Consider the following 13,580-nt stretch of genomic DNA (forward strand, 5'->3'; position numbering starts at 1 on the left):
TCATGTATTTATGTCAAGTATTCCTTAAATTCGAACGCTAATAAAACGATACTATGAAAAACAACATTCTCCTCTCTCTTCTTTTCCTCCCGTTTTTTCATTTTGCGCAGGATTCAAAAGGTTCCTGTTCCTCGGTGAAGAAATACACCAACTCAGTGCAGAAGAGCAATACATTTACCATTGCACAGATTGCACAAACAGAATTGTATGATGTTCATTATTACTTTCTGGACCTGAACATGACAAATACTTCCACCACGTTATCCGGTTCTGCTGAAATCCATGCAAAAGCACGGACAGACCTGGATACTGCATTAGTCGAATTCTTTCAAACATTTGTGATCTCATCCATTGAAGTTGACGGAACACCTGTGACCTATTCGCGCCAAAACAGTGCGTTGAAAGTTCCGGTAAACAAACTGCAGGGAGAAAACTTTGTGATCCATGTCAATTACAGCGGAACACCTCCCAATGCAACAACCAATCCGCTAGGCGGAGGCGGAATGACCAACGCGAGTTCTCCTTCCTGGGGAAACCAGGTAACCTGGTCTTTGTCCGAACCCTTTGCCGCGTACGAATGGTTTCCAGCCAAACAATCCTTAAAAGACAAAGCCGACAGCTGTGCTGTATGGATTACCGTACCTACCAACTGTAAAGCAGGTTCCAACGGGGTTCTTCAACAGGTAGTTGATTTAGGAAACGGGACCCACCGTTTCGAATGGAAACACAAACACCCGATCGACTATTACCTGATTTCCGTAGCGGTTGCCAAATACGTCGAGTACAATGTCACAGCAAACCCGGTAGGTTCCGGACCGGTTCTGATCCAAAATTACATTTATGACAATCCAGCCACACTTCCCAATTTCCAAAATGACATCGATGAAACAGTTGATTTTTTGGAATTGTATGCTGATTTATTCGGTCCGTATCCTTTCGCCGATGAAAAATATGGTCACTGCATGGCCCCGATTTCAGGAGGAATGGAACACCAAACCATGACTACACAGGGTTTTTTCAATCCGACCTTAACCTGCCACGAATTGGCACACCAATGGTTCGGGGATCACGTTACCTGCTCTTCCTGGGCTGATATTTGGGTAAACGAAGGATTCGCTTCTTATGCCGAATACATTATGCTGGAGCATTTGTATCCGGGCGATGAGCTGCAGGACATGCTGGACCGACACGATAACATTATGACACAGACAGGTGGTTCCGTTTGGGTGTCCGATTCACTAAACGACGGAAGTATTTTTTCTGGCAGACTGGTTTACGACAAGGGAGCCGCTATTGTGCATACCATGCGTTTCCTGGTTGACAATGACCCGGTATTTTATGCTGCATTAAAAACTTACCAAACCAACTATGCAGACTCAGTAGCCTCAGGAATTGAACTGGTAAATGTGGTTGAAACCGAAAGCGGAAAAGACCTGACCAATTTCCTGGAAGAATGGTACTTCGGTGAAGGATATCCTACCTATTCGGTTCGATGGAACAATGTAGGAAGCGACTTACTGGTGGAAATTAATCAAACAACCTCCAAACCAACTGTAACTCCATTATTCACCAATGACCTGGAATTGCTTTTTGACAGGAGCGGTGTTGCAGATACGACCATTCGTTTCCAGATTACCGGTGCTCAAAACCAATTCATTATTCCCAATGCTTCCAACTATGTGAACATTACCAAAATAGATCCGAATAACTGGATTTGTAACAAATCGAACGGGATTGTCAAAGACGTCAATTTCACAGCCGGACTCGAAGACAACCCGAACAAACCACGCATTTCCGTATACCCGAATCCTTCAAACGGACCGGTCACGGTGCAAATGGGAGAATCCGGTGACTACAGCCTGGTGCTGGCAGATTCGAAAGGAAGTGCGATCACAGCTTACGATTTCAACAGCTGGACCACCCTTGATTTGAAAAATCAGGCACAGGGAACGTATATTCTCCAGGTGATTTCAAAAGCTGCCGGGGAAAAATTCAGTAAGTTGATTAAGCGCTAATTCATCCCTCTCACTTCATAAGTCGCTGCGAACACAGCGACTTTTTTGTTTTCCATTTATTTAGACTGATTTCATTTAGAGAGTTCTTCAGCCGGCGAGGACTTAAATTATTGTTATTTATCATTTCAGTCCGAAAATCCTCCCTAATTTTACGGAACTAAAAACCTCCGGCGATAACATGTCGGGATTTAAAAAATACAATGATGAAAAAGATCGCTTTATTACTATTAGTAGGATTTGGATTTGCGGCACTTGCAAACCATGCTTCAGCACAAAGCAAACAAGAATGGCCGGAACTGAAAGAGTTCCACAAGGTGATGGCACAAACATTTCACCCGAGTGAAGAAGGAAATTTGGAACCGATCAAAACACGTATCGGGGAAATGGTAGAAAAGGCAAAAGCGCTTCAGGCATCGAAGTTTCCGTCTGATTACAACAATGAAAAAATGAAAAAAGCGGTTGATCAATTGGTTGCTGACAGTGAAAAGCTGCAAACAGCAATTAAGGACGGTGCAAGCGACAAGAAGATTACCAAATCTCTTTCAGGCCTGCACGATGTGTTCCATCAGATCCAAGGACTTTGTTCCACTACTGAAGGTCATGACCACGAGCACGAGCACAAGGAAGGTGAAGGTCACAGCCATTAAGAAATTCATTCACGAATAATAAATCCCCGGTTCTATAATTAAAGAAGCCGGGGATTTCTTATTTATGCCTTCACCTTTTCTAAAAACCGTTTACCCCGTTGACGGTTGTATATTTCAGGATATTCTTCTTATCCGGATGGATGCGTGCAAATGCTGATTGAACAGCCAGGGTTCCCTCATGGAAACCACACAAGATCAACTTCAATTTATTTTCGTAGGTATTGACATCTCCGATTGCGTAAATTCCCGGAATATTGGTGGAATAATCCAGTGTATTCACCCGGATGGCTCCTTTCTCAATTTCCAGTCCCCAATCTGCGATCGGGCCAAGAGAAGGTTTCAGACCGAACAAGGGAATAAAATGATCCGCTTTTGTGATAATCTCCCCGTTTTTCGAATGACTGATCACCACTTCTTCCAGTACTCTCCCTCCTTTTAAATCCGTTACTTCGGCTTCCGTAATGAGCATAATTTTTCCGGAATCCGCCAGATCAATTACTTTTTGAACAGAATCCAGGTGACCTCGGAACGAAGCACTTCTATGCACCAGCGTTACTTCCGAAGCGATGTTATTTTCCGCCAGGTAAATCGACCAGTCCAGGGCTGAGTCACCACCTCCGGCGATTACACATTTTTTCCCCCGGAAGACTTCCGGGTCTTTGATCATATAATCCACTCCTTTTTCTTCGAAAAGCCCGATACTGTCAATCGGTGGTTTTCGCGGTTCGAAAACACCCAATCCTCCTGCGATCATGACAACCGGAGCTTTGTGTTCCGTTCCCTTCACAGTTGTTACAACGAACGTTCCGTCGGCTTGTTTTTCAATTGTTGATGCTGCTTCTCCCAATGTAAAACCAGGTTTAAACGGAGCGCTCTGCAACACCAGGTTATTAATTAAATCTCCTGCCAGCACCGATGGAAAACCGGGAATATCATAAATCGGTTTTTTCGGGTAAATCTCCGAACATTGTCCGCCAGGCTGAGGAAGTGAGTCAATTAAGTGACAACGCAACTTTAACAATCCGGCTTCAAAAACTGTAAACAGGCCCACAGGCCCAGCACCGATAATAAGGATATCTGTTTCGATCATGATTTTTGTTTTTAATTGATACTGGAAACATGTAAAAGTCTTTTCAATTATCACTTTTACATGTTCCATTTAAATGACTCCCGCCGCGACTGTTTGATGGGTGTTTTCATTGATTAAGATAAAGGAGCCTGTTTTCGCCAATCGTTTAAATGCATCGTAACTCACTGCTTCAGCCGTTTTGATGGAGACTTTAGCCAATTCATTCAGAGCGAGTGTTCCGTCACTTTCCAAATCCCGGAAACTGTGAATATCAATCTTTGAATGAATTTCCTTTATTGCTGCTTTGGTGCGAAAACTGTTTTGCTGCAAAATGAATTTTTGTCCTGAATTAAATGCCTTACTATCCATCCAGCAGATGGTGGCTTCCAGAGATTTTTCAGAAAGAGGTAAAGCTCCGGTCGGAACAATTGTGTTTCCACGGCTGATATCCAGGTCATCTTCCAGATGCAGCACGATGGGTTGATTCTTTTCCGCACGCGCAACTTCCTTCAAATTGTATTCAATTGCGGAAATTCTGCTTGTCAGTCCGGAAGGCAGAACGGTTACCTCATCGCCTACCCGGAAAGTTCCGTTCAGGACACTGCCGGCATATCCCCGGTAATCGTGCAACGCTTCCGTTTGAGGACGAATCACATATTGCACCTGAAAACGGGCTTCTTCCGAGACGTCTGAAGCTGTTATTTCAATATTTTCCAGGTACTGAAGTAAGGACGGACCCGGAAACCAGTTCATTCGTTTGCTTTTGTGAACCACATTCTCTCCTACCAGAGCAGAAGTCGGAATATAATCCACTTGCTTCAATCCTATTTTCTTTGAAAAATCGGTGTATTCCGAAACAATTTCTTCAAAGCGCTGTTCGCTGTAATCGACCAGGTCCATTTTATTAATGCAAAGTAAAACCTGCGGCATGTCAAGGACAGCAGCAATGATACTGTGACGCTTGGTTTGATCGGTAATTCCGTTCCGTGCATCAATCAGAATAATTGCCAATTGTGCCGTTGATGCCCCAGTGAACATGTTCCGTGTATACTGCGCATGTCCGGGAGTATCCGCGATGATAAATTTGCGTTTACCCGTCGAAAAGTACTTGTAAGCCACATCAATGGTAATTCCCTGTTCGCGTTCAGCACGCAAACCATCGGTTAACAAAGCCAGGTCAATTTCTGTATTGTCAGCGGTTGTTTTACTCTGGCGTGTCAGTGTTTCTATAATATCTGTGGAAATTGACTCGCTGTCGTATAACAAACGACCTATCAGGGTACTTTTCCCGTCATCCACATTTCCTGCCGTAAAAAATCGTAATAAATCCATTTTTTTTTAAATTGTTTGCCCCTCTCCCCTTGAGGGGAGATTAAGAGGGGTGGCCATCCCCCTTAATCCCCCTTCAAAGGGGGAAACAATTGATAATTAAAAATACCCCCCCTTCTTCCGGTCTTCCATCGCCGCTTCCGAAATGCGGTCATCCATGCGCGTAGCACCTCGTTCAGAGATCTTGGCTTCTTTCAGTTCTGAAATAATATCATCGACCGAATAAGCTTCACTTTCAATGGCTGCAGTACATGTCATATCCCCGACAGTCCGGTAGCGGACGTTTTTGATAACGATCCGGTCATTTTCATCCAGGTTCAGGAATTCATTATTCGCCATCAATTGGCCTTGTTCCGTTAGTACACATTCCCTTTCGTGGGTAAAATAAATTTCAGGCAGGCGAATGTTTTCACGTTTGATGTAATTCCACACATCCAGCTCTGTCCAATTACTAATCGGAAACACCCGTACATTTTCGCCTTTGTCAATTTTCCCATTATAGATGCTCCACAATTCCGGCCGTTGCAACTTTGGGTTCCACTGTCCGAATTCATCCCGCACAGAAAAAACACGTTCCTTTGCCCTTGCTTTCTCCTCATCTCTTCTCGCACCACCGATGCAGGCATCAAATTCAAATTCTTCGATCACATCCAATAATGTAAACGTTTGCAATGCATTCCTACTCGGAAACTTTCCCTTTGCATCCTGCAATTTCTTTTTGGCAATCGTATCCTCCACCTTCCGAACAATCAGCTGCTCTTCCAATTCGGCTGCCAGTGCATCCCGAAAATCGAGCGCCTCCCTGAAATTGTGTCCTGTATCTACATGAACCAGCGGGAACGGGAATTTACCCGGCCGGAAAGCCTTCAAGGCCAAATGTACCAGGCAAATACTGTCCTTTCCTCCTGAAAACAGCAAGGCAGGCCGATCAAACTGTCCGGCAACTTCCCTCAGGATATAAATTGCTTCTGCTTCCAATTCGTCTAAATAATCTTTCATTTAATTCCTCTAATTAACTATGTAATCCGCATTCTTTTTTTGAACTATCTTCCCACCACCATCTCCCCGAGCGGAAGGATTCTCCCTCTTTAACAACGCGTGTACAAGGCTGACAGCCTAAACTGATGAATCCCCTGTCCTGCAACACGTTGTAAGGAATATTGTACTGTTTAATGTATGCTTTCACCTCTTCCAAACTCCAGTTTGCCAAAGGATTTACTTTTATTATCCGACGTTGTTCGTCCCATTCTACCAACTCCAAACCGGCCCGGTTTTCCGAATGTTCCGCACGAAGTCCGGTAACCCACACATCTACATTTTCGAGTGCACGGTTCAAGGGTTCTACTTTGCGAACAAAGCAACATTCCTTCCTGTTTTCAAGCGATTCATAAAAGCTAAGCGGACCTTTTTGAGTTACCAGTTGTTCTACGGCCTGATAATCCGGGAAATACACCTTCAGCTCTTTGTTGTATCGCTGACGCGTGGATTCCATTACACTGTAAGTTTCCGGGAATAAACGCCCCGTATCAAGTGTAAATACACGAATCGGCAAATCCTGCGAATAAATGGCATGTGTCAATACCTGATCTTCCCAGCTCAAACTGGAAGAAAAAGCGAGTCTTAATCCTTCCAAAGAAGCTATTCGAAACAAATAATCCTCCAGACCGGTATAGGTTATTTCTTTTATTTTCTCAATCATTTCTTCTTAAAATAATACCGTTAAAAAATTGCGCAAACTAACAATCACCACGACGATCCCGACAAATAACATCATCGCTTTCATATTCAATTTGGAAGTTAAATACGCTGCGATTGGTGCCGCACAAATCCCCCCTAAAACCAAGCCTAAAACAGGTTGCCATACATTGTTTGTTCCGATCACGGTAAAGAAGGTAAAAGAACTCGCCAAAGAAACGAAAAACTCCGCTAAATTAACAGATCCGACGATCATTCTCGGGTGTTTTCCACGTGCAATTAATGTAGATGAAACGACCGGTCCCCAGCCTCCTCCGCCGATTGAATCCAGGAATCCTCCCAAAAGTCCCAGCCATCCGACTTTTGTTACTTTTTTCCGGACTTGTCTTTTCCGAACCACTTTATAGACAATCAACCCTCCCAAAACCAAGGTGTATAAACTCACTACCGGTTTTATGATGTAATTGAACGCTTCAAATTCCGACAGTATGTATGCCCCGATAATCGCACCTAAAACTCCCGGAAGTAAAATAGACTTGAACAAACGGGTATTTACATTTCCAAAGCGCAGGTGCATAATTCCGGAAACTCCGCTGGTGAAGATTTCGGATGCATGGACAGACATGCTGGAAACCGCAGGTGAAATCCCATACGACAACAAAAACGTAGTTGCACTTACTCCATAAGCCATTCCCAGTGCTCCGTCAATCATTTGTGCGATGAAACCTGCTAGCATAAAATAAACAAAATCAATCGTCAGCGAATCGATCATGGTTGTTGCGGAGTCCCAGATATTCCCAGGTGGAATCAGTGTAAAGATCAAATGCCCGGTTATCATGATCACCAAAACCCCAGCTAAATAAGCACTTAATTTCCATGGAGAAAAGAAATACCAGGGCCTTTCCGATTTACTGATCAAATAAGCTGTTGCCCGGTTCATTTTCTTCACTTTATTGGTAAAATCTCCTTTCAGGAAGTTTCGGAATTTATTTAAATGGATTGCCGAATCATGGAGCTCATCGGGTAAATGCTCCTCCAATAATTCCTTTAGCCGTTTTGCCAGGGTCGGGGATTTTCCATTGGTTGAAATCCCAATTTTTAAATGGCCTTTCTTCACAACTGATCCGAGGTAAAAGGTACATAATTCGGGTTTGTCCGCCGCATTATATAAAATCCCTGCATCACTCGCCAGATTCATTATTTGTTCCGAGATTTCCAAATCATTTAATGCTGTTATGATCAATTGTTTGTTTTCGATATCGCTGCTTTCAAAATCACGCACTTCCAAATAAACCGTTTCATGTCGTTCGGCAAAATCAATGAATGCATCCGAATATTCCCTTGCAACAACTGTGACCGTGGTTTCGGGTGAGTTCAAAAGCAGTGCACGCAATTTTTCCAAAGCAACCGTTCCTCCACCGACGAGTAACACCTGCAGCTCCTGTGTTTTCAGAAACACCGGAAATAATTCATTGGAGTCCGATTCTCTCATGAAATACAGCCTGATTCCGTTAATACTCCGCAGAATTCATTTGCAAACGCAACGACTTCCCCGATCACAATGACTCCCGGACCGCTAATCCGGGCTTCCCGGTACAAACCGGAGATCGTTGCAACTGTTCCTGTCAGCACCTCCTGATCTGGCAAGGAGCCATTACAAACAATCGCTGCAGGAAGTTCCGGTTTGAAATTTTCCAAAAACACCTCCATAATCTTTTCAATCTGGCTTAATCCCATCAAAATTATAATAGTCGCATTCAATGAAACTACTTCCTTCAATTCAGGATTCAATGAACCGTCGGCCAAGGTAGCTGATATCACCAAAAACGAGTTACTCAATCCACGGTGTGTAACCGGAATATTTGCCAATGCCGGAACCGAAATCGAACTTGAAATTCCGGGTATGACCTCCACCGGAATACCGTGTAGCTGCACAAACCCGACTTCCTCCATTCCTCTTCCGAAGACAAAGGGGTCTCCTCCTTTCAGGCGCACTACATAGCCGAATTCATTCGCCGAATTTACCAACAACTGATTGATTTGATCCTGCTCATAAGCCTTAAATCCCAAACGTTTACCAACAAAGATTTTTTTCGCTGTTGGCGCAAAGGTGAGTAATTCTTCATTCACAAGGGCATCATATAGCACCACGTTGGCTTTTTTCAATCGGTTCAATCCTTTTACAGAAATCAACTCAATATCTCCGGGGCCCGCACCAACAAGTGAAACCCATGGTGTTTGATTCTTATTCATGTTTTTTCTTCAGTTTCGTAAGTACTTCATTTACTTCGTTGAGATATGCTTTTGCAACTGTTTCAGAAGCTTTCTCTTTGTTTATCCGAAGGATCAGCTCACTGAAACGATTCATTTCAGAAAATCCGAAATCAGCACCAAGATGTGTATCAAAATCCATCAGGATTCCCTGCTGGGTATTACAACGAATCCCTTTTTCAATCAATTTGGCTTTTGCTGCATGAATCCCGGCCGAATAAGCATAATAAACTGCATCCGCGAAACGCCCTTGCAGAAAAGCTTGTGTTGCAGCCTCCCATTTCTCTTCGGCATCTGAGAACAGGGTTGCCACTAAATCAATGATCACACCGGCACATTCCCCGACCCCGATTGCAGTTGCAAAACGTTCATTTTGTCCCCAATCCAGGTATTCCTCCGGGATAGCATTCTCCACATCTGCCAGCGGTTTCAGTAAACTGTAGAAATACCCGTTTTGCCGCCGGTCGAAGTAATCGTTAAACGTTTCTTCATTCTCATGGAATTCCAGGAAATCATCCAACAGCAATTGGACCACCTTCAAAATACGTTTGCTCGGGACTTTAATCACTTTTTCTGCCATTCTGCCTGCCCCGGATCCCGTCTTTCCACCGCCAAGTAATACCTGTAAGGCAGGCAAAGTACCCTCTTTTGTTTTGATCGAACTTCCGTGAAACCCGATTTGTGCCAGACCATGCTGTCCGCAGGAGTTCATACAGCCACTGATCTTAACCGAAATACCGGTTTCTTCAATCAGTTTCGGATAATTTGTTCGAATAAACGATTCCAGTTCCAGCGCGACATGAGTACTGTTCGCAATTCCCAGGTTACAGGTATCTGTCCCTGGACAGGCCGTGATGTCCGATAAACCACCGTAGCCAGACTCAATCAGGTTCAATACAGAAAGTTGCGCATATACCTGTTGCAATTGTTCCGGTTTTATCCCGCGTAACTGAATATTCTGATTGATGGTAAAACGCAATTCAGTGAGTTGTAAACTATCCAGTAAATACGCGAGTGAGCGTGCCTGATCCGTATAAAAATCTCCCAGTGGAACTTTCACATAAACGGCCAGATATCCTTGCTGCTTTTGTGGAAACACATTGGTTTTCACCCATTGATTATAAACCGGATCATTTGTAAACAATTGATTGATATCAACCGGATCAAGCTCCTGATAATCAAAATTATTCACTTCGATCAACGGATTCTTTTCCGGATCAAACTGAACAGCTGCTCTCTCCTGGTCGACCAACTCCAAAAACACTTCCAACCCAAGTTTTGAAACTAAGTATTTCATGCGGGCTTTGTTCCGGCTGTTCCGTTCACCGTACCGGTCAAAAATGCGTACCGAAGCTTCAATAAAAGGAATGATCTCCGTTGCGGGTAGAAATTCACAGGCAACCTGTGCGAGGAATGGCTGTGCACCAAGACCTCCGCCAACCAGGACTTTGAATCCCTTTACTTCCTGACTGTTTTGAATTTCCATGCGTGGAATAAATCCAAAATCGTGGATAAAAGTAAAAGCGTCATCCCGATCGTCCGAGCTGAAGGCAATTTTAATCTTGCGTCCCAGTTCCTGTCCGAAAGGTTTTCGCAGGAAATACTGAAATACCTGTTCCGCATAAGGCGTCACGTCAAATAACTCATCCGGATTGATCCCTGCATTGTCGCTTGCCGTGACGTTTCTAACCGTATTTCCGCAAGCTTCCCGCAGAGTTACATCGTCTTTTTCCAGGTCTGCCCACAGTTGTGGAGTACGGTCCAGTGAGACGAAATGAATCTGAATATCCTGGCGCGTTGTTATGTGCAGACGCCCGGTACTATATTCCTCACTGACCTGAGCAATTCTGCGCAGCTGCCGGGAAGTTACTTTTCCATAAGGCAACTTGATCCGGATCATCTGAACTCCCAGCTGACGTTGACCATAAACACCGCGCGCCAAACGCAAGGACCGGAATTTATCATCGGAGATTTTTCCGTCTTTAAAGGCCGCAATTTTTTCACCCAGTTCCAAAACATCCTTTTCAACCAGTAATTTCCTGCTTCCGACCTGTTTTTCGTATGGTGTTCTAAAGCTTTCCATGACTACTTTGTGGCGTTGTAGAGGTAATACCATTCTTCCCGTGTAAGCTCAAAAGAATGAGCGGTTGCCGCGTTTTGGATCCGGCGTTTTTCCTTGCTTCCGATAATGGGTAAAGCTCCCAGTTTATGCAGCCATGCAACAGCAACCTGCTCCACATTCGCTTCGTATTTCTTACCGATCTCAATCAAGGCAAGGCGTAATTTTACCGCCTGTGCATCTTCTCCAAGCAAAATGCGTCCGTCAGCCAAAGGAGAAAATGCCAGTGCCCTGCTGTGCTGTTCACGGATAAAGTCGAAACGTCCGTCATGAAGTGCCTCCGTTTGCAATAAATTCAGTTCCAGCTGATTGGTAATAATGGGTTGCGAAAGCGATGAAGACAGGAGTCTTTGCTGGAAAACATTGAAATTCGAAACACCGATGTAAGCGATTTTTCCGCTCCGTTGTAATTTCAATAAAGCCGATGCGGTTTCTTCAAAATTCGAGAGGAAATCGAAGTTTTCAAGGATCAGGATATCGATCTTTTCGCATTTTAACCGGATCAACGATTGCTCCACGCTTTTGGTCAGATACTGCGAACTCAAATCGTAATAAATGCCGCTTCCATGCGAACCGGAATACTCACGTAAACCGACTTTTTTTGACAAGATCAATTCCGAGGGATTGATCACTTTTGATTCGATCAGCTTCCCGAACTGCGTTTCCAATTCCCCTGTTCCTTTTCCCGGGCTCAAATCATAGGTATCGATTCCCAATTCCCGTGTAAACAATACGACCTCTTCGAATTTCCGGGAATCGAGAAGATCTTCTTCCGTCCAGCGCCAGAAACCATAAACCGCTGCTGAAACCCTCGGACCGTATTCATTGATATATACTTTTTTCATTTTTTAATTTCTGATTGCACTAAAAAACCCTTCTCTGTCGAATGCGGAGAAGGGCTGTAACTCAATTGTTCATTTATAGTTATACCTTCCGCTGTCCCTTAAGGGACATACAACATAGCTGCATGGACATGTTACGCATGAAGTTTTTTCGCATCATTGTTTTCTGTAATTGATGGTGCAAAGTAAATGGCTCTTCCCTAAAAGTGCAAGGAAAAGTAAAATTATTTTCCATTTCTCCTATCGAATAAGTAGGAAATAAATTTCAAAAAAATGACTATTTACGCTTGTTTTCAGATTTTCGCAGCAATTTTTTTTCTCTCAAAATTAAATCCGCCAAACTGGTTTTAGAAAGAATATGAATACTTGCTTCACGTACTTCGAGCATGACATCATGCAATCCGCAGAGTTCTTCGTGCGGACACTCTGTGCATTCTTCGTAGAAATTCAGACTCACACAAGGCAGTAAAGCAATTGGTCCGCCGGTTGCGCGAATAATGCTGCTGAGTACAATCTCATCCGGATGCTTCACCAAGAAATATCCCCCGGTTGCACCCATTTTACTTCCGACCATTCCACCATTCCTGAGCTGAAGCAGGATTGTTTCCAGGAACTTCCTGGGAATATTTTCTTCTTCGGCGATCGTTGCGATGGACAAGTGCTTCTTTTCACGGTAAACTTTCGCTAAACACTTTAACGCCTGAATTGCGTATTTGGATCTCTTTGGTATCATGAAACAAATATACTACTAATTTAATAGGAATTAAACAGCGTTTCCATTTCAGAGGATGATTAAAACCAGCCTTCTATTCCGCCAATTCCTTTGTCACTAACCGGTATTTCCTTTTCACAATTGCTCTTGGAAAAGCATTGAAGTGCCACCATTCAGTCGGGATATTGGAAAAACCCTGACTTTTCAAAGTTCGCCGCAGTAATTTCCGGTTATCAATTTGCTTTTGGGTGATTTCACCACTTTCCAGGAATTCGGATTCGAGGGAAGGATAGGCCACCTTCCGCATGTCGTCATACCCTGCTCCCATGTCCAGGGGGTTTCGTTTTGAATCGCAAATGGTCAGGTCAACCGCAGCCCCGTAATTATGAACACTTCCGTTTTTAGGATTACTCACAAATTTAATGCGTTCCAAGAAAGGGATGCTATCCAGGCCATTCCACATTTCCCATTGTACACTCAAAGGTCGAAGTCCATCGTAGACCAATAAATGATATTCCGGATTTCTGCCGGTTAAATATTCCTGGGACCTTGCCAACCGTCTCGCTACCTCTATTTGTACATAAGCTCTTTCCAAGGTATCGTATAAAATACGTCGCATAAAATTGTCTTTCGACGCATACTTCAACTCCCACCAAATATTTTTATTGAAATGATCCACACTCACCAAAGTATCCCCTTTATGGAAGATAAAGCCTTTATTCGGCACAAGCGCTTTTTCCTCTGTTTCTTCCACCGAATCGGCTTCTTTAGTAGCAAGTGGTTTTTTAAATGAATTTTCAGATTCCGCGGATTCCGAGCATGCGCCTGCCAATAACCCGCTTAGAAGTAAAACACCTATTTTTTTCATGACGTAAAAATCA

Annotated in this window: 12 protein-coding genes; 2 read left to right on the forward strand and 10 right to left on the reverse strand. The window is 43.7% G+C overall.

Annotated elements, in window-relative coordinates; genetic code table 11:
- The first annotated feature begins 53 nt into the window (after positions 1-53).
- Together FO442_RS02735 and FO442_RS02740 are read left to right on the forward strand one after the other, a co-directional pair.
- On the forward strand, positions 54-2,015 hold the full coding sequence (locus FO442_RS02735) for a M1 family metallopeptidase (RefSeq protein ID WP_144331602.1): 1,962 nt from the start codon (positions 54-56) through the stop codon (positions 2,013-2,015).
- Between the two features lie 203 nt (positions 2,016-2,218).
- The gene (locus FO442_RS02740; protein ID WP_144331603.1) at positions 2,219-2,662 is read left to right on the forward strand and encodes a hypothetical protein; all 444 of its coding nucleotides are present in this window, start codon (positions 2,219-2,221) and stop codon (positions 2,660-2,662) included.
- A gap of 79 nt (positions 2,663-2,741) precedes the next feature.
- Here the strand turns inward: FO442_RS02740 and FO442_RS02745 are convergent, their stop codons facing one another.
- The 10 genes from FO442_RS02745 to FO442_RS02790 form a co-directional block, all read right to left on the reverse strand.
- Positions 2,742-3,752 carry an NAD(P)/FAD-dependent oxidoreductase gene (locus FO442_RS02745; RefSeq protein ID WP_144331604.1) on the reverse strand — a complete coding sequence of 337 codons (1,011 nt, stop codon included), beginning with the start codon at positions 3,750-3,752 and terminating at the stop codon, positions 2,742-2,744.
- A 69-nt stretch (positions 3,753-3,821) separates the two neighbouring features.
- On the reverse strand, positions 3,822-5,063 hold the full coding sequence (locus FO442_RS02750) for a sulfate adenylyltransferase subunit 1 (protein ID WP_144331605.1): 1,242 nt from the start codon (positions 5,061-5,063) through the stop codon (positions 3,822-3,824).
- Positions 5,064-5,159: 96 nt separating this feature from the next.
- A complete protein-coding gene (gene cysD, locus FO442_RS02755) occupies positions 5,160-6,059 on the reverse strand; it encodes a sulfate adenylyltransferase subunit CysD (RefSeq protein ID WP_144331606.1) in 900 nt (299 codons plus the stop codon).
- Between the two features lie 13 nt (positions 6,060-6,072).
- The gene (locus tag FO442_RS02760) at positions 6,073-6,759 is read right to left on the reverse strand and encodes a phosphoadenylyl-sulfate reductase (protein WP_144331607.1); all 687 of its coding nucleotides are present in this window, start codon (positions 6,757-6,759) and stop codon (positions 6,073-6,075) included.
- Positions 6,760-6,765: 6 nt separating this feature from the next.
- Entirely contained in the window at positions 6,766-8,247 is a 1,482-nt protein-coding gene (locus tag FO442_RS02765; protein WP_144331608.1) for a TSUP family transporter, read from the reverse strand.
- On the reverse strand, positions 8,244-9,008 hold the full coding sequence (gene cobA / locus FO442_RS02770) for a uroporphyrinogen-III C-methyltransferase (RefSeq protein ID WP_144331609.1): 765 nt from the start codon (positions 9,006-9,008) through the stop codon (positions 8,244-8,246). The genes FO442_RS02765 and cobA overlap by 4 nt, the downstream gene beginning before the upstream one ends.
- Complete coding sequence (locus FO442_RS02775) at positions 9,001-11,109, reverse strand: nitrite/sulfite reductase (RefSeq protein ID WP_144331803.1); 2,109 nt, start codon at positions 11,107-11,109, stop codon at positions 9,001-9,003. Before FO442_RS02775 ends, cobA begins: the two co-directional genes overlap by 8 nt.
- Before the next feature lie 2 nt (positions 11,110-11,111).
- The gene (locus FO442_RS02780; protein ID WP_144331610.1) at positions 11,112-11,990 is read right to left on the reverse strand and encodes an aldo/keto reductase; all 879 of its coding nucleotides are present in this window, start codon (positions 11,988-11,990) and stop codon (positions 11,112-11,114) included.
- A gap of 274 nt (positions 11,991-12,264) precedes the next feature.
- Positions 12,265-12,720, reverse strand: a complete 456-nt coding sequence (locus tag FO442_RS02785; protein ID WP_144331611.1) for an RrF2 family transcriptional regulator — start codon at positions 12,718-12,720, stop codon at positions 12,265-12,267.
- 73 nt (positions 12,721-12,793) lie between these two features.
- Entirely contained in the window at positions 12,794-13,567 is a 774-nt protein-coding gene (locus tag FO442_RS02790; RefSeq protein ID WP_186279849.1) for a M15 family metallopeptidase, read from the reverse strand.
- Positions 13,568-13,580: the final 13 nt, after the last annotated feature.

This window comes from Fluviicola chungangensis (assembly GCF_007558725.1).
GTDB classification, from domain to species: Bacteria; Bacteroidota; Bacteroidia; order Flavobacteriales_D; family Crocinitomicaceae; genus Fluviicola; species Fluviicola chungangensis.